At 47.6% G+C, this 19,512-nt stretch carries 24 protein-coding genes and 1 pseudogene; 10 read left to right on the forward strand and 15 right to left on the reverse strand.

The features are described from left to right. Nucleotides 1-15: 15 nt before the first annotated feature. The gene (locus tag FQZ95_RS12685; protein ID WP_122987197.1) at nt 16-1,074 is read right to left on the reverse strand and encodes an alpha/beta hydrolase; all 1,059 of its coding nucleotides are present in this window, start codon (nt 1,072-1,074) and stop codon (nt 16-18) included. Nucleotides 1,075-1,338: 264 nt separating this feature from the next. Between FQZ95_RS12685 and FQZ95_RS12690 the strand changes: the two genes are divergently transcribed. Continuing rightward, on the forward strand, nt 1,339-2,223 hold the full coding sequence (locus tag FQZ95_RS12690) for a LysR family transcriptional regulator (RefSeq protein ID WP_001119037.1): 885 nt from the start codon (nt 1,339-1,341) through the stop codon (nt 2,221-2,223). 229 nt (nt 2,224-2,452) lie between these two features. Beyond that, nucleotides 2,453-2,521, forward strand: a pseudogene (gene ykgR, locus FQZ95_RS26830) (small membrane protein YkgR); the annotation flags it as partial. A 412-nt stretch (nt 2,522-2,933) separates the two neighbouring features. On the opposite strand, the gene FQZ95_RS12695 reads toward ykgR, so the two are convergent. After that, entirely contained in the window at nt 2,934-3,212 is a 279-nt protein-coding gene (locus FQZ95_RS12695; protein WP_160530286.1) for a hypothetical protein, read from the reverse strand. A gap of 163 nt (nt 3,213-3,375) precedes the next feature. Next, nucleotides 3,376-4,098, reverse strand: a complete 723-nt coding sequence (locus FQZ95_RS12700; protein ID WP_160530266.1) for an SDR family oxidoreductase — start codon at nt 4,096-4,098, stop codon at nt 3,376-3,378. A gap of 98 nt (nt 4,099-4,196) precedes the next feature. Between FQZ95_RS12700 and FQZ95_RS12705 the strand changes: the two genes are divergently transcribed. Continuing rightward, nucleotides 4,197-5,096 (forward strand): LysR family transcriptional regulator, encoded by a 900-nt coding sequence (locus tag FQZ95_RS12705; RefSeq protein ID WP_105277137.1) that lies wholly within the window; start codon nt 4,197-4,199, stop codon nt 5,094-5,096. An 819-nt stretch (nt 5,097-5,915) separates the two neighbouring features. On the opposite strand, the gene FQZ95_RS12710 is transcribed toward FQZ95_RS12705, so the two are convergent. Then, nucleotides 5,916-6,908, reverse strand: a complete 993-nt coding sequence (locus FQZ95_RS12710) for a S1 family peptidase (protein WP_000152898.1) — start codon at nt 6,906-6,908, stop codon at nt 5,916-5,918. Between the two features lie 685 nt (nt 6,909-7,593). Next, nucleotides 7,594-8,355 carry a BRO-N domain-containing protein gene (locus FQZ95_RS12715; RefSeq protein WP_001519527.1) on the reverse strand — a complete coding sequence of 254 codons (762 nt, stop codon included), beginning with the start codon at nt 8,353-8,355 and terminating at the stop codon, nt 7,594-7,596. 333 nt (nt 8,356-8,688) lie between these two features. On the opposite strand from FQZ95_RS12715, the gene FQZ95_RS12720 reads away from it, so the two are divergent. The 5 genes from FQZ95_RS12720 to FQZ95_RS12730 all read left to right on the forward strand — a co-directional run bounded on the left by FQZ95_RS12720 (nt 8,689) and on the right by FQZ95_RS12730 (nt 11,040). Beyond that, nucleotides 8,689-9,039 carry a helix-turn-helix domain-containing protein gene (locus tag FQZ95_RS12720; protein WP_000258782.1) on the forward strand — a complete coding sequence of 117 codons (351 nt, stop codon included), beginning with the start codon at nt 8,689-8,691 and terminating at the stop codon, nt 9,037-9,039. Between the two features lie 3 nt (nt 9,040-9,042). Then, entirely contained in the window at nt 9,043-9,576 is a 534-nt protein-coding gene (locus tag FQZ95_RS12725) for an ImmA/IrrE family metallo-endopeptidase (RefSeq protein ID WP_000560788.1), read from the forward strand. After that, entirely contained in the window at nt 9,563-9,712 is a 150-nt protein-coding gene (locus FQZ95_RS26150; RefSeq protein WP_001519526.1) for a hypothetical protein, read from the forward strand. Before FQZ95_RS12725 ends, FQZ95_RS26150 begins: the two co-directional genes overlap by 14 nt. After that, nucleotides 9,702-9,845 carry a hypothetical protein gene (locus tag FQZ95_RS26155; RefSeq protein ID WP_001519525.1) on the forward strand — a complete coding sequence of 48 codons (144 nt, stop codon included), beginning with the start codon at nt 9,702-9,704 and terminating at the stop codon, nt 9,843-9,845. Before FQZ95_RS26150 ends, FQZ95_RS26155 begins: the two co-directional genes overlap by 11 nt. 421 nt (nt 9,846-10,266) lie before the next feature. Then, nucleotides 10,267-11,040 carry an LEM-3-like GIY-YIG domain-containing protein gene (locus FQZ95_RS12730; RefSeq protein ID WP_000355484.1) on the forward strand — a complete coding sequence of 258 codons (774 nt, stop codon included), beginning with the start codon at nt 10,267-10,269 and terminating at the stop codon, nt 11,038-11,040. A 60-nt stretch (nt 11,041-11,100) separates the two neighbouring features. Here the strand turns inward: FQZ95_RS12730 and pinE are convergent, their stop codons facing one another. After that, complete coding sequence (pinE, locus tag FQZ95_RS12735; RefSeq protein WP_000905124.1) at nt 11,101-11,655, reverse strand: site-specific DNA recombinase; 555 nt, start codon at nt 11,653-11,655, stop codon at nt 11,101-11,103. Nucleotides 11,656-11,684: 29 nt separating this feature from the next. Here pinE and FQZ95_RS12740 point away from each other — a divergent pair, with 29 nt between their 5' ends. Both FQZ95_RS12740 and FQZ95_RS12745 read left to right on the forward strand, forming a co-directional pair. Then, nucleotides 11,685-12,071 carry a gp53-like domain-containing protein gene (locus FQZ95_RS12740; RefSeq protein WP_001537786.1) on the forward strand — a complete coding sequence of 129 codons (387 nt, stop codon included), beginning with the start codon at nt 11,685-11,687 and terminating at the stop codon, nt 12,069-12,071. 1 nt (nt 12,072) lies between these two features. Then, entirely contained in the window at nt 12,073-12,510 is a 438-nt protein-coding gene (locus FQZ95_RS12745; protein WP_021576032.1) for a tail fiber assembly protein, read from the forward strand. Here the strand turns inward: FQZ95_RS12745 and FQZ95_RS12750 are convergent. The 9 genes from FQZ95_RS12750 to FQZ95_RS12790 form a co-directional block, all read right to left on the reverse strand. Continuing rightward, nucleotides 12,482-13,084 (reverse strand): tail fiber assembly protein, encoded by a 603-nt coding sequence (locus tag FQZ95_RS12750; RefSeq protein WP_001676479.1) that lies wholly within the window; start codon nt 13,082-13,084, stop codon nt 12,482-12,484. The genes FQZ95_RS12745 and FQZ95_RS12750 overlap by 29 nt on opposite strands. Further along, nucleotides 13,084-13,854: a tail fiber protein gene (locus tag FQZ95_RS12755; protein ID WP_000554706.1), complete on the reverse strand. Its 771-nt coding sequence runs from the start codon at nt 13,852-13,854 to the stop codon at nt 13,084-13,086. Before FQZ95_RS12755 ends, FQZ95_RS12750 begins: the two co-directional genes overlap by 1 nt. A gap of 3 nt (nt 13,855-13,857) precedes the next feature. Then, on the reverse strand, nt 13,858-14,442 hold the full coding sequence (locus FQZ95_RS12760) for a YmfQ family protein (RefSeq protein WP_000383550.1): 585 nt from the start codon (nt 14,440-14,442) through the stop codon (nt 13,858-13,860). Then, a complete protein-coding gene (locus FQZ95_RS12765; protein ID WP_096934567.1) occupies nt 14,433-15,491 on the reverse strand; it encodes a baseplate J/gp47 family protein in 1,059 nt (352 codons plus the stop codon). Before FQZ95_RS12765 ends, FQZ95_RS12760 begins: the two co-directional genes overlap by 10 nt. Then, nucleotides 15,478-15,903: a phage GP46 family protein gene (locus tag FQZ95_RS12770; protein WP_000424732.1), complete on the reverse strand. Its 426-nt coding sequence runs from the start codon at nt 15,901-15,903 to the stop codon at nt 15,478-15,480. Before FQZ95_RS12770 ends, FQZ95_RS12765 begins: the two co-directional genes overlap by 14 nt. After that, nucleotides 15,903-16,451: a phage baseplate assembly protein V gene (locus FQZ95_RS12775; RefSeq protein ID WP_001259088.1), complete on the reverse strand. Its 549-nt coding sequence runs from the start codon at nt 16,449-16,451 to the stop codon at nt 15,903-15,905. The genes FQZ95_RS12770 and FQZ95_RS12775 overlap by 1 nt, the downstream gene beginning before the upstream one ends. Beyond that, nucleotides 16,451-17,530, reverse strand: a complete 1,080-nt coding sequence (locus tag FQZ95_RS12780; RefSeq protein WP_000999499.1) for a phage baseplate assembly protein — start codon at nt 17,528-17,530, stop codon at nt 16,451-16,453. The genes FQZ95_RS12775 and FQZ95_RS12780 overlap by 1 nt, the downstream gene beginning before the upstream one ends. Further along, nucleotides 17,527-18,855 (reverse strand): DNA circularization protein, encoded by a 1,329-nt coding sequence (locus tag FQZ95_RS12785; RefSeq protein ID WP_053901023.1) that lies wholly within the window; start codon nt 18,853-18,855, stop codon nt 17,527-17,529. Before FQZ95_RS12785 ends, FQZ95_RS12780 begins: the two co-directional genes overlap by 4 nt. A gap of 61 nt (nt 18,856-18,916) precedes the next feature. Then, nucleotides 18,917-19,447 (reverse strand): hypothetical protein, encoded by a 531-nt coding sequence (locus tag FQZ95_RS12790; RefSeq protein ID WP_000679479.1) that lies wholly within the window; start codon nt 19,445-19,447, stop codon nt 18,917-18,919. Between the last annotated feature and the right edge of the window lie 65 nt (nt 19,448-19,512).

A 19,512-nucleotide genomic window follows, 5' to 3' on the forward strand; every position in this document is an offset into this window, starting at 1 on the left:
AATTCAGGAGAGGTTTTATTTCAGTTTGGTCTGGAAAAATTGTTCGAACTTCGCGAAAGGTATTTTTCCGGCCACGTTATCGTACAGGTCCACGTGATTTGCCCCTGGTACCACCACCAGCTCTTTGTCTTTACTGCCAACCGCCTTGTAAGCATCTTCAGCAAAATAGCGTGAATGCGCTTTCTCACCGGTCACAATCAGCGTCGGAATGGTGATTTCACTGGCGTAGCTCAACAGCGGCATATTCATAAATGACAGCGGCATCGTTGCCGTCCACGCCCCGGTAGAGTTAACGGAACGTTCGTGGAAGCCGCGCGGCATGCGATAGTAGTCAAAGAACTCTTTCAGTACCGGATGAGGATTTGCCGGCAGCGTTTCTGGCAGAATACGCTCGCCCGCACTGACCTTGCCGTTGCTGTCGACATTAATATCATGACCACCGTGAGCGAACGTTCCGCTCTGCGCATCCTTCCAGCGCTGTTCATTCAGATATTGCAGAACAGCACGACGGTCGGCGGTAGAATAACGGTCTTTGCCATCCCCCACACCATGGCCCATCGCCCGGCTCATGTCATACATCACGCTGGTAGCTACCGCTTTAACGCGGGTATCCATCGCCGCGTCGTTCAGCGCCATGCCGCCCCAGCCACAAATACCGAGCAGCCCGATACGGTTGCGATCTACCTCTTTTTGCAGCCCTAAGAAATCCACCGCCGCGCTGAAATCTTCAGTGTTGATATCCGGTGAGGCGACGTTTCGCGGATAGCCGCCGCTTTCCCCGGTGTAAGAAGGATCGAACGCCAGGGTAACAAACCCTCGTTCCGCCAGCGTCTGCGCATACAGGCCGCTGGATTGCTCTTTCACCGCGCCAAATGGCCCACTGACCGCAATCGCCGCCAGCTTGCGATCGCCACGGTCTTTAGGCAGGTAAAGATCGCCCACTAAGGTGATGCCATATCGGTTCGGGAACGAGACTTTACGGTGATCGACTTTCTGGCTCTCGGCGAACGTTTTATCCCATTTATCTGTCATGGACACAGGGGCATTAGGATTGGTTGAATCAGCATAACTCATTGTCGTGACTCCACTTAATGATGCGAAAAGCAGCATGGTCGGCATCGCGATTTTTAGCGTTCGGGTGAAGGCTTTCATAAAAATCCCCATAAAAAACAACAGAGAGATACAGGTTTCCGACGGACAACGCTGCGGTGCTTTACTTTGATGGGGTCATTATAGTGAGCAGAATTAGTGCTGATTAGGGGGCGATTAATGCTAAGATTAATACCATATTGTTATAAATTAATGCGGAGATTGCCGGCATGAAGGGGGGATGTTTCAATGGCGAAAAGGGAGAACTACAACGAGCTGTACCTGTTTATGCAGGTGGTGCGGGAAGGCAGCTTTACCGCAGCGGCTCAGCGGCTGGGTCTTGCTCAGTCAGGAGTCAGCCGTTCTGTTCGCGAGCTTGAAGAAAGGCTCGGCGTCCAGCTGCTGGTGCGCACCACGCGTAAACTGTCGCTGACGCAAGCAGGCGAGCAGCTCTACCAGAAGACGGCATCTGGATTTGAAATGTTAGATCTTGGGCTTGCCACACTGGCGCACTATCGAGAGACGCCCTCCGGCACGGTGCGTATCAATGCCAGCCAGCACGCGATTGATAAATGCCTGCTGCCAAAGCTGGCGGTATTTAAACAGCGATATCCTGATATCCGGCTTGAACTGATAAATGAGAGCCGGTTCGTCGATATCATCGAGGAAAGATTCGATGCTGGTGTCCGCCTGGGGCCTGAAGTCGGCCAGGGTATGGTCGCGGTACGCATCACGCCCGATATGGAGATGGCAATTGTGGGGACTCCGGAACATTTTCGTCGCTATGGTTTTCCGCAAACCCCGGCGGATTTAAAGGCGCATCCCTGTATCGCCTATCAGTTTGCCGACGGCAGCGTATACCAGTGGGAACTCAATCAGGATGATAAAAAAATCACTCATCGCCCTGAAGGGCAATGGGCCCTATCCGACAGCTATATGGAAGCAGAAGCCGCACGGCTGGGCCTCGGATTGGCCTATGTTCCTGTTGAACTGGTTGCGGATGATTTAGAACACGGTAAACTTATCAGAGTGTTGCAGCGTTACAGCCTGCGAATGGAGGGATTGTTTCTCTATTACCCTCATCGCAACGTCTCCCCCGCTCTGCGGATGGTCATTGATACATTGAAAATCTGAACGTTAACAACGACCGACTCTTCACTGTGCAATATTGTGTCAGGTAGTCATTCTGCGTTCAATTCCAGGGGCCGCTTTGAGCGAGAAAGAGCGGTCTTATCTGTACAAGGGGACTATCCAGTAATGGAGATCACCCATAAGAAAAAAGTACCTGGCTCCCTCGACAACCTTCATCCGGGAATTTAGCCTCAATCAACATTTTTATATCTGTCAGGTTACTTCATTATGAAAACCGATCAATATCGTTGTTTTTGTTGCAATAGTAGAATACGCCTATTTATTCCTCCATCTCTATTAATAACGGCAATAAACCGTTCACTTCACTGATATTTAAAATATGCATCCTTTTCCTGTTTTTCAAGTTGTTCAGCGGCGTAAGAAAACGTATTAAATATGAATTCGACGATTTAACCATTTCTGTCTGATTGGTAATCATCTGTGATTAATGCTGGTCTATTGATTACGCCAGCATTAACCGCTTAGGGATGTATTCTTCCTGATCATATACAGCCCTCGAAAAAGAGAGAAAATAAAACTGTGTCCAATATTACTCTACCACTCCAGACCGAAGCATCGGTAGAATTAGCAGAACGACTGGTACAATAGATTGGGATAGCGTCATTTGTCAGGTATTCCATTGCCTGACAAATGACAATTTTGAGTCAATAGACGTGCTTCTTGATCATGTCTTAAAAATTATACCATGAGCCTTATGAAGCATCATTTTTACTGACTGGTGTTAACTTTGCTATCATATAAACTCTGTTCTTAAAAAACGCGCCCAGAATTTTATATGATTTCCCTTGTTTTTCTGCCTGTAAAGAAATTTCTTTTTCAGTGCTGTTAATGGTTGAACCGACGGCAGTAATCGTTTTGGCGACGCTACTGAATGATAATAAAGACAGTGTAACCACAACAATTAAAGAACAGATAGTATTCACGTTAATTCTACTGACAATTGAGAGGGTGAGTTTTATATACATAGGTATTAAACATGAGTCATATTTACCCCAAGAGAAAACACTCCTTCTGTAATTAAACCATCATCTCCTTCGGGGTGAGCAATACATAATGCATCTTGCTATGCAAAACAGGTGGATATAAATTTTCCTCCTGACCTATTTAATAAAACGTGAATATAAAAGTTATTCTTCAGTTTGCAGATGCAGTAGGTCTGATGGTAATTTCGGTTGTATCAACGCTTTCGGGAGATTCAATAATATGCCTTACAGCACGGGCAATATCCGCGGGTTGAAGTGCAACAGAACGGTAGGCGTTCATTGACTTCATGGTTTCCACATGGGTAATGGTTGAAGCCAGTTCACTTTCTACAACCCCAGGATTTACGCAGGTCACACGGATTTTCGAGCTTTCCTGCCGTAAGCCATCAGAAATAGCCCGTACTGCAAATTTTGATGCGCAATAGACTGCGCCTGTGGGCACAACAGAAAGGGCACCAATAGAACCAAGATTGATTATCTGACCGGAACCCTGTGCTTCCATCACCGGAAGTACAGCGCCAATTCCCCAAAGTACGCCTTTGATATTCACGTCAATAGTGAGCTCCCATTCATTTTGTTTTCCTGCTGCAAGCGGTGAAAGCGGCATAACGCCCGCATTATTGATAAGAACATCAACTCGCCCCCAGCTATCCAGCGCTGCTTGCACGAAATCTGCCATGGACTTTCGGTCTGTGACATCCAACTCCCGCGCTTTAGCAATTCCTCCTGCGCGGCAGATTTCTTTTGCAATGGCTTCGATACGCTCAAGTCTGCGTGCTCCCAGTAAAACCTTTGCACCTGCCGTTCCCAGCTCTCTGGCAATACCTTCCCCAATACCACTTGATGCGCCGGTGATTAATATGACCTTATCCATTACGTTCTCCTTCAAATGTGTTCGGAGAGAGAATAGAACTTTATGATTGGTTCCAGTATCCTGCTTTCAATGTACTCAATGGTTAGCGGCATTAAACAATGAAAATCGATCTTAATCTTTTACCCATTTTTATCGCGGTAGCAGAAGAGAGTAATTTCAGTAAAGCCGCCGCACGACTGGGCGTTACCCGTTCAGCGGTCAGTCAGGGAATAAGACGTCTTGAAGATGCATTCGGGACAATGCTTGTAATGCGGACCACGCGCTCAGTTAATTTGACGGAAGCGGGAGAACGGCTGCATAAATCGTTGTCATTACCTTTATCCGGTATTGAGGCAGCGTTCGAAGAGATAGTCTCTGACCATGTACCACGTGGACATCTCAGAATCGCGGTGACGTCGATAGCAGAAGAATTTCTTTCAGGTCCGCTAATCGCTTCGTTTGCAGCTGCCAATCCAGCCGTTACGCTTGATATTGTTGTCACGGATGAGGAATTCGATATCGTTGCCGCAGGTTACGATGCTGGCGTAAGGCTCGGAGAGGTCATTGAAAAAGACATGATTGCTGTTCCCCTTACCGGTAAGCAGCGTGAAATGGTCGTTGCCTCCCCCTCCTATCTCGCAGCCAACAGCACACCTGTTCATCCGCGCGAACTTGTGAATCATAAGTGTATCGGCTGGCGTCAGTCCCCGGAGGTTGCGCCTTATCGCTGGCCATTTGAAGAAAACGGTAGAGCTTTCGACCTTGCGATTGAACCGCAGATTACGACGAATGATCTGCGTCTGATGTTGAGGCTGGCTCTTGCCGGCGGAGGAATAACAATTGCCACTCAGGAAACGTTCAGGCCATATATTGAAAGCGGTAAGCTTGTATCGCTGCTTGATGACTTTCTTCCACAATTTCCGGGCTTCTATCTGTATTTCCCACAGCGTCGCAATATTGCACCAAAGCTCCGCGCCCTGATTGACCACGTCAAGGAATGGCGGCAGCAATTGGCTTAAATGTCTGCACCTGCACTGCCTGATGTCAGAACAGTATTTTGAGAAATTGCCAGGGTTACAATGGCAGAAATATGGCACAGGAGAAAGGCGTGGTGTAATTGAATGTGAGGTAACTTATTGATTTTAATGGTGCGATAATAGGAGTCGAACCTACGACCTTCGCATTACGAATTATAAGAATCCGCTTCTAATTCAAAGCATTACCCTATCAACACTGCGCTCACAAGTCCCACCACATCAAAACATGTAAAGCCTTGCAAGCCATTGCTAGGCCTTATGTGTCTCAGTTTTGTCCCACTACGACCCGCATAACCAATAAGAAGATTGCAGTGATGTCAAACGACACAGCAGCCTTCTTTTCCTTCATACTTTCCCCACCCAGCATGCATATCTTCTACCATAACTGTAGTGAATGTCTGTTATGAGCGAAGAGCGGACTTGAGACTATTGTAAATGAAAACCATATAATTTTAACCGGCAGAAACACATGAGTAATTTTAAGGCTAATTAGTTATCTGGGAGATGAGGGGCAAAGCACGATATCGTACACCAATGGAATAACCTTATGATTAATATAAATATAAAAGGCAGAAAGTCTTCCTCAAAATGGCTTGAATCGGGTGCATCTGTCTGCGAAACGATTTTTTAGACGTTTTTATCGCTTTCAGTTCAGTTTTCCCCTCGAATCCAAGTGACAAAGCCGATTTAGTTTTCACACATCCGTACAATGTGCATCCCTCGATGAGCCTTTTCAGGCAAAGTTACGGGGATGCTTGATTCATTTAAACTGAGTTAGTACAACTTAATTAATAATATCATTTATGCTAGAGTTGAATATTCTCCATTTCCTCGGTCGGTGAGTGTTAATTCGCGGCCATTTTCTGTAAATGTAATGGCATCCAGCAGGCTTTTTCCTGTTACAGCTATACCATATCCAAGGTTATCAATCTTTGAACTGTCCTCAGATGATATTGGTATTTGTACAAGCATACCAACAACAAGGCCGTATTTGTTAATTATAGGGCCACCGCTATTCCCCCCCTTAACCCTAGCATTGAATAATAAAAAGTCTTGTGAATCTAAGTAAGAGTGACCAGAACCAACAATTCGCCCCTTTGACAGTCGGACAAACGAATTTATATGCGAAACGTCATATAACTTTAATGCATCAAATCCTGGAATGGGTGGAAATCCTATTGATAAAATTTCATCCAGTACCGAGGCTTTGGTTGAGACCTTAAGTGGTTGAATATTATCTTCATTCGGAATGGTTGTGAAAACTAAAGCGATATCAATACGTTCATCGTTAGATACAAAGATTTTATGTATTGGTAAAGCCTCACCACCAGCTCTAAGTATCCTGATACTCTTCATGTCTTCAATAACATGTCTGGCTGTAAATATCGTGTGGTTATTCCCAACAATAAAACTAGTACCAAGATCATGTGAACCATCACTTTTTTCAACAACAACAGGTAAAACGGAAGGACTAAGGCGGTCTATGATTGACTCAAATCCATCAGCTATAAAATCATACTTTCCATATTTCGCATCTGATTCATTGAAATTCGGTGCGAAATAGCAACGGTCAAAAAGAGTATGTCCTGAAGACAATTCCATTAAAATACCTTCAGTTGCTAGCTTTTCACAATTGCGTATTAACTTCATCATATCGAGAGTATTTTCCCACTCAGGTTTGAGACGGGTCAGGCTCTCAATTGTTTTTCTCTCTTTTACGTTATCGTTTTCCGGTTTGTCATAAAAATATTTCACTATTTCTGTTGGTGTTACATATGTTTTTTTTATAGTCATTTTTGTACCCGCGATGACGTTATTCCATATATTTTTCTTTGTAGAAAATATCACTATTGCTGGTAAATGTTAAGTTCAGTGCTCGCACTAAAGCTGGATGATCAACGTCGCCCTCGTATGGAAATCAGGTAAGATTCATGTCTACTTGGGGTCTAGGGTAGACAGCATAAAAACGTACGATAGCGTTCGATTGGCTCTCACCCCCGCCTATAAACCATGAGGTTGATAGGGTAGTATCGTTAGGCAATAGTATACATGTAAGTATCCAACCTAATTGGTCTTGAGATTTCTAACTAACGTGTCGTTATGTCCGCTTTTGGCACATAGCAGCCCCAGAGACAGTGGTGTAAAGTCATGGAGGGTCGGTGGGAGGATATTCAGTTTCATTCATGCCGAAATACGGTAAAATCTATAATAGATGGAAATCATTCAATACTCGCACTATCGAAAGTCCACCATCCAGCCGCAGCAAGTTCTTGCATACGACGTGTCAGCGGGTTCAACTCCCGCCAGCTCCACCAATCATGATTGGACGGTGTAAGGACAACACCAACAAAAACAGGATGTTAGCAGTCTCAGCAGGACACCGACCAGACGGTGAGGAGACAAAAAAGGATACGCAAAGGAGCCGCAGCTCCCGAGTGATAAAAAAGCCCGCTTATGCGGGCTTTTTTTTCCCTCAAGCTCACTGACGTGTTCTTGCCTCAACTACTTTCTGGTATATAGCGATAGCTTCATCAACCAAAGCTAATGGATAGCAAGAATTTATATTCAATCCGGAGGGGCACTTAATTCTTTCTGCTCCACGTTCACTACGCAATTTTTCACACCATTGCCAAAGCTCCTCAACCGAATAGGTATCCAAACCTAACTCCATCAATCGTTGAGGAACACTTCTGAACTGAGACAAATCTCTTAAACTTTCTAACGAGTTAACTTTTAGTTCAACTTGGTTTACTCTACTTTCTAACTCTTCACGTTTTTCTATTTCCATTACCAATGCTTGAACCGTCTGCTGCAGACTGTTAGCAAAAGCACTCAGTTCTGAACGTTCTTGCTTAGGTGGCGGAGGATATACACCAAATTCACGAATAGACGGAAGGACCTGATGAAAAAGCCAGCGTTGGAATTTTTTCCCCGCAGCAGTAGTATCCTGAGCAAGTACTCTATATAGACCTGGTTCAGTAAGAAATACCTCAGAGATAGTTTCACCATCCACGACAAGAGAAACATTCCTAAACTCATCTGGATCTAAAGTTTTTATTACCGCTCTTATTACAGTGAGCAAGCTTTGAGAAGTCTTTCCATCCAGTTTTCTGTTCTCAGCAGAAAGCGTTCTTAGCACATCTGAAAGTGAAACAAAAATCTGCCCTTTTTCATTCATGCTACGGATATAATTTTCTCCACACTCTCCTTCGTAGCATAATTGTAACAAATTCTTTTGCACGCCATCCCCTCCTTTTTTTATGGATTATACATCCTATAAACATGTTGTCACCGAAAGGGAAAAGCATAAACCCAATTTATGTTCCACAAGATGTTCAAAAATCAAACAACCATATAGCTGAGGAGCACAAAAGAGCAAAAGTTTACCAACCCCATATATCCATACGGCACATAAAATTGACACTACATATGGTATTTTTTAAGTTACGCCTTGCACCATTTCATGATTTTATGTAGATTGTCATCACACGCTGAGATTAAAAAATTCTACAATTTTTGTTGATCTTGAGTTTGGTTTTTAGTATAAGTGAGCATGGATTGTAGGAGGCGCAACATGGTAACTAGCTTTGGTAAGACTCTCAGAAAAATGAGAATAGACCGGGGTATGGTGCTCAAAAATATGGCTGATCTGTTAGGCGTTAGTTCGGCTTACTTATCCGCCATTGAATTAGGCAAAAGAGCTATACCGGACTCATTAGTAAATACGATTGCAACAACTTTTGAGCTTAGCGGACAAGACATCATCAATCTCAAGAAACAGGCAGAGATTTCTCAACCGTCCATTAAGGTTGATATGTCGGATGCAAATGAGCAGAACAAAGAACTAATGCTTGTTTTTGCTCGTAAATTTAAGGACCTGAGTCCAGAGCAACTCGATAAGCTTAATAAAATGTTAAAGGACTGAATAATGATTGCGAAACGAGAACTTGGCCATCGCGTTTCACCTCTCAGCACCAGCATGATTAAATCATACGCTCATCGTCTGAGAGACGTTCTTCAGATATCAAATCACACATATCTGAGACTGGATGTATTACTAGAAGGTCTTATGGCCTCAGAAAGCATTGAGCTAGAAATTGTTGAAGATCATGAACTGCCCAAACGCTATGCAGTGACTTATCCAGATAAGAACAAAATTGTTTTACAGCGATCTGTTTACGATGCAGTGTGCAATGGTGAGAACCATGCGAGATTCACTGTTGCGCATGAACTTGGTCATTTAGTCATGCATCGCAATCAAAGTATCTATGCACGTAATAAGACTAGTGGAGGGCATAAAATCTATGAAGACAGCGAATGGCAAGCAGATGTTTTTGCAAGCCACTTCTTAATTGACTCAAGACTAGTTTTGCCCACAATGACTGTTGAAGATATAAGCAAAACATTTGGTGTCAGTCAACAAGCGGCTGAAACTTGGATGAGAAAAAATGCAAAAAGATAACGAAAAAGCCAGCGAACCGCTGTCGCTGGCTTCTCCTATCGTAAGCAAATACGAAAAACTTGGCGGTTGTGAGTATACGCTTACCTTAGGTTTTGTCAACAGCGAAACTTTACAGGTAACACGATATGACCATTGAAAAAGCTGTATCTGAGGAATACATCACAATTTACCGTCCTTTTATTACGGTCAAAGGTAAACGGATCTTTGCTCGTCAAAAAGGCTTGGCAGCCTTTCCTATCAAAATTCCTGCCTCTAAGTATCGAGGATAATCTTTGCTAATCTTAGGCCCTTTTCTAGGGCCTTTTATTACACTTCTGTTACGCGCACCACAGATAGAGTTTCAGCTAAAACTTTTGTTCATACCTAGGAGTCTGCTGACGAGTGGTTTGTTCACTAATAAACACGTAAAAACGGTAACGGCTGGACATCATTCAATATTCGCACTATTGGAAGTTCACCAGCCAGCCACAGCACGTTCTTGCATACAACGTGCCTGCGGTTTTTGAGACCGGTCCGATCATCAAACGAAACATAAAATTAGCTCACACTATGAGGAAAAGTATCTTTTTTTACTATGTAAATTCAAAGGATTAGCCTCATTTACCCGATAGTTTTCTCAACACTACTGGTTGTGAGCCCTTGCAATGTTCATTAATATACGTCTCACAAATAATTCATAGATATTGCAAAATGGATATTACTGAGTTTCCTTCTGGAGTAATTGAACACCTTGGCTGGTATGTATACCGATTGATTGATCCGAGGGACGGAAGCACCTTCTATGTAGGGAAAGGCAAAGGTAACCGCGTATTTGCCCATATGCGCGGTGAAGTGGCAGCGACTGATGATGACGAGTTACTGAGCAACAAGCTAAAGCAAATTAGAGAAATAAGGTTAGCAGGACTTGAGGTTATCCATGTCATCCATCGACACGGAATGACTGATGAAAAGACGGCGTACGAAGTCGAAGCAGCACTTATTGATGCCTACCCTGGGTTAACGAATATCATGAATGGTGCTGGCAGCAATGAATTCGGCGCCGCGCATGTCAAAGAGTTGATAGCAACATATCAACCCGAAACCATAACATTTCATCATAAAGCATTAATGATTTCCGTTAACAGAAGTGCAAAGGATTCAGAGCTTTATGATGCGGTTCGATTTAGCTGGCGCATTAATGTCTCTCGCGCCAGCCAAGCAGAAGTCATTCTTGCTACTGTAAGGGGGATCGTTCGAGGGGTTTTCATTGCTGATAAATGGCTCAAATCAACACGTGAAAATTTCCCTACGATGAAATACTGGGACGAGGATCCGGACTTTGAGGCAACACAAAGTTCTCGCTATGGTTTTGAAGGTCGAGAAGCCCCACCTGAAATAGCAAATCTTTATCTTGGAAAAAAAATACCAGATGAATTAAGAAAAAAAGGAGCTATGTCCCCGGTCCGTTACTCACCTAATTTTTGAGTCTTTAAGTGATAAGCATAAACCGCAGCACGATCTTCTTGCATACGACGTGCTACGGTTTCATTTATCTCCGACCGGAAACTTCTTATACAGTGTCGATATACCAACATCATAGATGATCGCCACCTTTTGGCGAGGAACGCCTGATGCAATTAATCGCCCGGCCTGCGCCCATTGTTCTGGTGTAAGTTTGGGACGACGTCCACCAATTCGTCCCTGTGCGCGAGCTGCTTCCAGTCCAGCTTTTGTTCGTTCAACAATCAGTTCACGCTCCATTTCAGCCAGGGCACCCATCACATGAAAGAAAAAGCGCCCCATTGGGGTACTGGTATCAATTGAATCCGTCAGACTACGAAAGTTGATGCCTCGTTCGCGCAACTCCTCCACCAGCACGACAAGATGCCGCATACTGCGCCCCAGTCGGTCCAGTTTCCAGACCACCAGCGTGTCACCTGCCGATAATGTCCTGAGCAGCTTTTTCAGTCCTGGTCTGTCGGACTTTGTACCGCTTATCTTGTCTTCAAAAATCAGCTCACATCCTGCACACTCCAGCGCATTACGCTGTAATTCCGTATTCTGGTTATTTGTTGATACGCGGACATAGCCAATAAGCATGTTAAATCCCCCTGGTAAAAGCAGGAATGATGCCATTTGCTTGTTATTTCTTCATTTTCATAAACGTTGGTTTGGGAGAATTATCTCTGGCTGGCACTGCATCGGGTGTCATTGGTCTGAATGGGTATGTAACGATTCCGTTAATTATTTCAGGTTCCCGGAGAACACTGATTATTCAGTGGGGGCAGGCGAGATTTGGTGGGTCTGGTGGTGAAGATGCCGGATATCTTAATGATTTTCCTTTTGCCTTTCCGTCAGCATGTTATGGAATGATAGTTAGTCATGTGGGGCATACACCTTCAGGCGCAGGAATCCTGTCGGCTTCTGCAATTACATCAAATCAGTTCCGCGGTTTTTCAAGCATAGCGACTGCTGCAAACGCTGTATTAGGTCGTTATATCGCTATAGGGGTGTAATATGTTTTATAGTCCATCTTTAAACATTTTTGTGAATCCTGCACTTAAGGATGATTACATTAATGCAAATTCATGGCCAGATGATGCTCTGGCTGTCAGTGATGATGTTTATAATGAATTTGCAATAAATACGCCCCCAGATGGCAAAATTCGTGTTGCAGGAGAGAATGGATTACCCACATGGGCACTGATACCTCCACCATCACATGAAGAACTTATTCAACAGGCAGAATCAGAAAGGCAATTATTGCTTAATCAGGCCAACGAATACATGAACAGTAAACAATGGCCCGGTAAAGCCGCTATTGGTCGTCTGAAAGACGAGGAACTGGCGCAATATAATTTGTGGCTGGATTACCTGGACGCACTGGAGCTGGTTGATACCTCCAGTGTGCCAGATATTGAATGGCCTACGCCTCCGGCAGTTCAGGCCAGATGACATCCGGCGCTGTGCTGGTATCTGTTGCCGTCACCGCGTCAATGTAATCCAGCACAGTGTTAAGTCGGGTGGTCTCTGCCTGCATCAGCTTCCGCCCGGCCTGCAATTTAAGTTGAATCAGACTAATGGAAGCCATTGCAGTATTAATCAGTGACTGACGCTGTACTTCTGCCGCGTCTACTGCGGCGCTATGCTGTGCCTCAGTATCGGTCACCCATTTCTTACCATCCCATTTATCGAATGGCGTTAACGGGGCGATAGTGGTTGTATTTTCAGGATAATCACCCGGAGCTGTGATTTCTTTGGCGTCTCCCGTTTCGGTGTTATAGACGATTTCACCGCGATGGTCTGGCACATATTCCCATGAGTTTAAATCCATCGAACGGCAGATAGCATAACCCGCCTTATGTATACCAGGTTCATCCAGACAGGAATATGCAGGGATACCGACACCAATGGCAAGATATTCATTTGAAGTAGAAATATATTCCCGAGTTTTACCATCATAGTTATAGACGGTAATATTCCCCGCCTTCGTGGCAATAAGCTCGCTATTTAATACGGCGTTATCCATTATGCAGCCCTCACGATATAGTTAAATGCAATATTTCGTGGACGGGTTTCACTCCCGCCAGTATTACCGATACTCCCTCGTGAATGAAGTGTCGGTGATGGGATCAGACTCCCTCCTGTATTTGTGGCATCAAGTCCCCGTCCTTGTGTGTATGTCTTTTTGAAAATCGTAGCCAGTTCCCATTCATCTTTTGTGTCGTAACCATCATTGGCAACAACAATATGGCGGTGTTTTTCCAGCATCCCTGTCTGAATGCTCAATAAAACACGTCCTGCATCAATACCGCGCCCGTCATCCCAGCCACGAATAAACTCACCACGTAAATCAGGCAATTTATTTGTCGGATAAGCCTTTGCCAGTTCCGGGTATTCTTCAGCAGAAAAAGCCGCACCGTTGCATTTCAGCCAGCCTGTTGGCGGTGTGGCTGAAGGCCATGGAACAGGCACACCAACAGGTAATGCAGAGCCTTCTCCCAAACCAAGGTTTTCGAGAGCCGTTTGCACAGTGCCATCCGATTTGATATCGCCAAACGGATTCTTGCGGCTTAACAGCAGCGCGCGAAGTGCGGTAAGTAACTGGTCGTGCCGCCCCTTCTCCAGGCTGGCACCGGATGCCTCCACCACGCTGCAAAGTTCCTCCTGCAACATGTCAAAGTAGTCATCATCCAGATCGGTGGCAGGCGTGCCGGTCTGGGGGTTACCACGGGTAAAACCGTTTTTACCCGCGCCGAACTTATCCTTCTGCGCGGTTTTCGTGTCTATACGATGCATGGATTACTCCGGATATTTAAAAATTACGTAGGTTTGCGACGGGCAGAGTTTGTTAAGCACACACTCGACAACGGTGTCACCCCAGATACGCAGTGCGGAATCACAGGGATCGCCACATGTCATCCAGGTGGAGTTGGTGGTGGCTGGCATGTTGACCTGCCAGTAATACCGCCATTCCGGCGCATTCACCGCGTCAGTACAGGCCGATGAGCAGGTGAAAGTGCTTTTGTCGTATCGCGTGATGGTGGCATCTGGTCTGCCCAGGGCAGCAAGCTGTGCAAGATAAAAATCCTCGTTGATGCCGCCCGCCAGGTTAACCTTCGCATCCAGCCGTTGCTGACGCTGGCGAAGGGTCTGCGTTCCCGCCGGAATACATTCATCCGGCAGACCGCACAGACGCTCCCAGCGGTTTATCAGTTCAGTGGTGGTGCGAGGATCCAGCTCCCGCATCAGGGCATCCGCACGCTGATGAACACGGGTTAATGACGGTGCCGCACCGGCAATCGCCGGATCGCTGGCTGACCACGCCGGACCGGGCGGCAACAGTGCCGATAACAGGCGGATGTAATCATCGTTTGTCACGTCCATGAAATCGTCCCCAGTACCGCCAGTTCGTTTTTCGCAATGGAGATATTGTCCACCGGTGCAAGCAACTGATGGCTGTATTCCCCGTTCGCACCGGAAATCGCCTCACTGATACGCGATACCTTGAGTTCTCCCTGCGGATAACCATCACGCAGCAGGAACGAACGCAACTCCGCGGTAATGGCAGCCCGTATTTCTGGTGTGTCCGGCGTCACGCGGATATGAAAATCCACCGTATGTGCCACCGGCCTGAATACATACAAATCAGAGCCTGCCACCGGGGCCAGTGGCCAGATATGTTGTCTTGCTGCCGTTTCCGTTGATTCTTCCGGAATGGGATTAATCAGGTCACTGCTGGCAATCATCACACCGACAGTTCCCGTTCCCATCCAGTGACGGTATGTCCATGCGCGGGTAATGCCGGGCACTTCTTTAGCCCAGACGACATAGTCCCCGTCAGCCCCGCCCTGAGGCGTCCAGTAATACCGCTCAATGACGCGGGCGCGCCACGTTTCCAGCTCTTCAGTATCAAATCCACCTGTCAGGGTATCTGCCACGCCGGAAGACGGCAGACCATTAACCGGCGTGACCAGGATTAATGACGTACCGTCGTCAGCGTTACCGACCGCGCCTGCACTTGAGCAGGCGATCGGCACGCGCAGGACACCACCGGAGCTGGTTGCATCGGCAGTTGCCGTGTACTGAACCAGGTCATCGCGCTGAATAACACTCCCGGCGGTCACCTTCAGGCCATCGCTGACACCTTCCCAGCGCATATACCCGCTGGCAGCCGTGGCCCCCTTGCGCGGACACCGTTTCATCGCAGCATGTCGCGCCAGCCAGGACTCATCGCACTGGTCAGGCAGAATGTTCATTGCCAGATAATCGATGTACCCGTAAACCGTATGCAGCGCCGCCGCATACACCTTTGCCCGCACGTCTTCATCCATGCGCCGGAGCGTGTCGCTGACGTCCAGCCTGGCGAATAAATCGTTACGGAGCATACTGATATTTTCTGCCAGCGTCGGGCGCTGAAATTCACTGTCCGCCATGCGTTATCGCACTCCACAGATCATCAAAAGAAATCATTACCGGTCCGTCACGACGCCAGAGAGTGATACTATTACCCAGTTCATTAATCCCGGTGCGGCGGATATCCAGATCAATACGGGACACCACGCCGTCATCAATCATCCATTGCAGGCATTCGCGGATATACCCCCTTACCGTCTGCACCAGCTGATTGGTCAGTTTGCTGCGCTGAAGCAGCCACAGTCGGGAGCCGTAACGGTCATTCTGTACCGCAGGCCAGGTATCCCCCCACCATCCCATCGGGACGTCGGCGTTGTCATCAGGCTCCGCCCGCCGCCAGGTAAACAGGGAAATCACCACGGCGCGGGTCAGCGGATCCAGCGGTGCGCTGGCGCAGGTGCGTTTACCGTTCACCGTCAGCCACAGTTCCATCATGCCTCCATCGCTTTATCAGGTTTGTCGGTGTTACTGCCCTGACCGTTCTCTCTGTGACGATGCCCGTTATAGGCAAGCCGCATCGCTGACATGGTGGTGCCGCTGGAGTCGCACAGGTCTTTCACCTGTCCTGTCACTTCCAGGTCCATTTCAAAACGTGCTTTAGGTGAATTGCGAAACGTGATCGTTTTACCTGCACCGTCCACCACGATCCCCTCCCGGGTCAGCGTCACGGACTGCCCCTGATCGTCATAGACCGCCACCTCACCCGTCTGCAGCCCTTTCAGGCGGTAGCGCCGGTCCGACACCGTAACAACCACCGCATGAGAACGGTCGCCATCCGGAAACAACACCACCGCTTCCGCACCGCTGTTTGCCCTTGCGGTAAAACCGTAGGGTTCAAGATGTTCAACCCCGGCTTTGGGTTCACCGGCAATCAGGGACACATCCACGGTCTGACATTTCGTGGCGGCACTGATGCTTTTCACCACTGCCCGCCCAATCAGGCCGAGAAGTTGTCGCTGCATGGCTTCAATCGTCCTCATCAGAACGGGTCCTCCTGTACTCTGGCTTTTTTCTTTTTCCGCGCGCCGGGGGCTTCGGGTTCAGGCAGATAAGCATCAGGCGGGCCGACACGGATTTCCGTCAGGGTGCCGTTCTGGTCCTGAGTAAACGTGACTTCCGAAACAAGCAGTTCGGTATTGTCGAAACCACAGACCGGATCAAAGACAATCACCCGCTGGTTGGGCTGCCACAGCGTACCGTTACCCTGTCGCCAGCCCTGCACCACATAGGTGGTTTCATCCGTTCGCGCCGCCCGTTGCCGGGCTTCAAAGTCAGCACGCGCAATACAGCCAGCCCCCGTGGCCTGCCCTGTCTGCCTGATATACATCGGACGGTAACGGGCAATAAATGCGTCCTCTGTGCGGGCCCGCAGCGCGGTGGTGGTGGCCTCACCGAAATCATCGTCGTTTCCGGCACGCTGCCCCGCCACCTGGTAAACAGAAAACCGCTCCCGGATACTCTTCTCCGTATCGCAGGAAAGGATGTTTTCCCCGAGTACCAGCGCAGTATGTGCCCGCGTTGAGCCAATACCACCAATCACCAGCCTGCCGTGCGGGTCGTCGTAAGCCAGTGCCTGCTGCTGACCGAGTATTTTGTTGATTACCTCAATCACCGTTTCACCGTGATCGGGCTGGACGTCAGGAATAACACCCGACGGCGCACCGTTGTTCACCACCTCAATGCCGAAAGGCGCAGCAAGCGCCTGCGCAATCTGTACCAGCGATCGTCCGTTAAACTGTGTCGGTTCGGCTGCACAGTCAATCAGGTCAGCAGTCAGACTACGTCCGGCAATACCGGTGCTGACCGAACGGGCATCGTAACGAACGGGGGTCGCCTCCACCCAGCCGGTGATCACCAGCTCATCACCAATCAGCACTTCCACTTTTGAACCATTTTTAATGCGCGGCTGAAGCGTGGTGATACCCTCATCTCCCGGCCACTGGCGGGTGATCTCCACGCTGAAATCCCGCGCCAGCCGTTCAATACCGGCACCGATGCGCACCGATGTCCAGCCATTCCACTCCCGGCCATTTACCCGTAGCGTGACATTGTCGTTCATTGCACTGGCACCTTCAGAGGGATCACCGGCACAAAGCCGGGATGCGTAATGGCATTACGCCGGATAATGTCCGCGTCACGCGCCGCGTTATCAAACCAGGTCGCCGCCAGCACCAGCGCGGGTAAAACCTCATCCGGCGTGCGCTGAATGATCCGAGCAGACTGTTCAAGGCGCGTGTTGATATCCGCATTCAGATCTGCTTTCACCCGGCGCAGCGCCAGAAACAGCGCATCACTGGTTGTACGGGACAACTCCTTATCAATTGCCATATTCAGTGTGTCGCGAATGTCGGTCAGTTCTTCCCACGTTGGCAGGTCAACCGTGTTTTTCACCGCCGGTGCATTGTTCAGCACCGGATGCGTGACGGCAGGCCAGCCGGAGCTCTGCGCGGGTGTTGTTGACTGCCCCACTGCGGCATTCTGCATCACCGCAGAAGTTGTTGGCGCAGGCAATCGGGTAACGGCATACGCCGCTTCGCTGATTGCGGTCGTACGAAGGGTGCTGGCAACCACGTTACGCTGCTGCGTCGCCGTGGCGGTGGTTTTACTGTCCGTTTTCCAGACGCCGCGCGGTTGCAGATCGCTGCCGAGGCTGACACCGGAAAGCGTTTTGATCATGGTGACCAGGTCGCTGGCGTTACCATAAAGGCGTTTCCCGGTACGCCACATTTTCTGCACCTGCTCAACGAAATTTTTGCCTGACGATGGCGGCGGCAGAAGTACCGAGATATCCCCCTGCAACAGCCTGGCGGCATCCGATACGGCAGAATCCACCACTTTCATCGCATCAGAAACATACCCAAGCATTGTGCTGGCATTACCGACGACATCGTTCTGCACAAAATCTGCCACGCCATCGATACTGAAACTACTGAAACTGTCACTGATGCAGTCATCCAGTGCAGAACAGGATGACATCAGCGTCTGCGCCGTCGCCGCACCTGATGTGGGGTAAGAGAGTTCTCCTGCTTCGACAAACTTCAGGTCAAAGCGGACAATACGCCCTTCACTTTTCGATGTGCTGACCCGAACTTCCCCGTCAACACAGACTTTCAGCTCACCATATGTCGGGTGGACAAGCGTGCCGGGACCGGGTTTATTCAGCGCTTCAATCAGGCGATCGCGCTGGTCAAAGCAGTCATCTCCCACCACATAAGCTGTGATGGACGGGCGGAAAGTGACTTTTCCCAGATCTTCGGTATAGGGCTTGTCGCGGTTCGGGTATTCATGTGTTTCCACACGGCGACCAGTTCCCGCACTTTCTTCTTCAACCTTAAACGGCACACCTCGAAATGACGCATCCTGAAGCCTGTCTTTCCACGTCATATACACTCCGAAAATAAAAAAGCCACCTATTAGAAGGTGGCCTTGTAATGAATTTTATTAATTAGCGAGTCAGAAACAACGAATCTTTATACTTTTGCTGTTGTTCATTTAAATACTTAGCTGTTTCATCGCTGGCAAATGGAAATATTACCGTATTTTTAGGCATGGTAATTTCTTTTTTGTCCAGCGTCAGAGTAAACATAGGAACATACTGAGCAGAGTAACGCACCGCAGAAACGAGCTCTAGTTTAGACTCTTCAATAACACTTAAATTATCCAGGCTAACTTTCTCTTCATCTTTTTTCTTTGACGCATTTAAAGTTTTTATTACTTTATTTAATTTCTCCTGAAAATCCTCCTTAAAGTTTTCAGGATTGCCGTCGACAACAAGAATCTGTTCACCCTGATTATCTGGAAAAATAATCTTTGCACTTATCAATTTATTTTCTTTATAAACATCACCAAGTTTTATGGCTCCTCCAGATAACTGAATAATATGTTCATCTTTAAAGGAGATGTTGCCAGAGATTATGAGAGATGAAAAAATAGCCGCTGCTCCAAGAATTACACTTGCTGTGATATAGCCTTTCATTTTTCGCCTATTAACATTTTTCTAAATGTGCATTAATTCTATCACTCTATTTATGACTTACAACC

The sequence above is a fragment of the Escherichia sp. HH41S genome (assembly GCF_009820115.1).
Lineage (GTDB): Bacteria > Pseudomonadota > Gammaproteobacteria > Enterobacterales > Enterobacteriaceae > Escherichia > Escherichia coli_F.

Bases quoted from the DNA above. Each gene is read 5' to 3' on its own strand.
- FQZ95_RS12690 (WP_001119037.1), top strand. From the start codon at position 1,339: ATGGCGAAAAGGGAGAACTACAACGAGCTGTACCTGTTTATGCAGGTG.
- FQZ95_RS12685 (WP_122987197.1), bottom strand. From the start codon at position 1,074: ATGAGTTATGCTGATTCAACCAATCCTAATGCCCCTGTGTCCATGACA.
- FQZ95_RS12755 (WP_000554706.1), bottom strand. From the start codon at position 13,854: ATGCATCGTATAGACACGAAAACCGCGCAGAAGGATAAGTTCGGCGCG.
- FQZ95_RS12775 (WP_001259088.1), bottom strand. From the start codon at position 16,451: ATGAGGACGATTGAAGCCATGCAGCGACAACTTCTCGGCCTGATTGGG.
- FQZ95_RS26155 (WP_001519525.1), top strand. From the start codon at position 9,702: ATGACCATTGAAAAAGCTGTATCTGAGGAATACATCACAATTTACCGT.
- FQZ95_RS12785 (WP_053901023.1), bottom strand. From the start codon at position 18,855: ATGACGTGGAAAGACAGGCTTCAGGATGCGTCATTTCGAGGTGTGCCG.
- FQZ95_RS12700 (WP_160530266.1), bottom strand. From the start codon at position 4,098: ATGGATAAGGTCATATTAATCACCGGCGCATCAAGTGGTATTGGGGAA.
- FQZ95_RS12790 (WP_000679479.1), bottom strand. From the start codon at position 19,447: ATGAAAGGCTATATCACAGCAAGTGTAATTCTTGGAGCAGCGGCTATT.
- FQZ95_RS12725 (WP_000560788.1), top strand. From the start codon at position 9,043: ATGATTGCGAAACGAGAACTTGGCCATCGCGTTTCACCTCTCAGCACC.
- FQZ95_RS12750 (WP_001676479.1), bottom strand. From the start codon at position 13,084: ATGGATAACGCCGTATTAAATAGCGAGCTTATTGCCACGAAGGCGGGG.
- FQZ95_RS12720 (WP_000258782.1), top strand. From the start codon at position 8,689: ATGGTAACTAGCTTTGGTAAGACTCTCAGAAAAATGAGAATAGACCGG.
- FQZ95_RS12780 (WP_000999499.1), bottom strand. From the start codon at position 17,530: ATGAACGACAATGTCACGCTACGGGTAAATGGCCGGGAGTGGAATGGC.
- FQZ95_RS12770 (WP_000424732.1), bottom strand. From the start codon at position 15,903: ATGGAACTGTGGCTGACGGTGAACGGTAAACGCACCTGCGCCAGCGCA.
- FQZ95_RS12740 (WP_001537786.1), top strand. From the start codon at position 11,685: ATGCCATTTGCTTGTTATTTCTTCATTTTCATAAACGTTGGTTTGGGA.
- FQZ95_RS12710 (WP_000152898.1), bottom strand. From the start codon at position 6,908: ATGACTATAAAAAAAACATATGTAACACCAACAGAAATAGTGAAATAT.
- FQZ95_RS12730 (WP_000355484.1), top strand. From the start codon at position 10,267: ATGGATATTACTGAGTTTCCTTCTGGAGTAATTGAACACCTTGGCTGG.
- FQZ95_RS12745 (WP_021576032.1), top strand. From the start codon at position 12,073: ATGTTTTATAGTCCATCTTTAAACATTTTTGTGAATCCTGCACTTAAG.
- FQZ95_RS26150 (WP_001519526.1), top strand. From the start codon at position 9,563: ATGCAAAAAGATAACGAAAAAGCCAGCGAACCGCTGTCGCTGGCTTCT.
- FQZ95_RS12765 (WP_096934567.1), bottom strand. From the start codon at position 15,491: ATGGCGGACAGTGAATTTCAGCGCCCGACGCTGGCAGAAAATATCAGT.
- FQZ95_RS12705 (WP_105277137.1), top strand. From the start codon at position 4,197: ATGAAAATCGATCTTAATCTTTTACCCATTTTTATCGCGGTAGCAGAA.
- FQZ95_RS12760 (WP_000383550.1), bottom strand. From the start codon at position 14,442: ATGGACGTGACAAACGATGATTACATCCGCCTGTTATCGGCACTGTTG.
- pinE (WP_000905124.1), bottom strand. From the start codon at position 11,655: ATGCTTATTGGCTATGTCCGCGTATCAACAAATAACCAGAATACGGAA.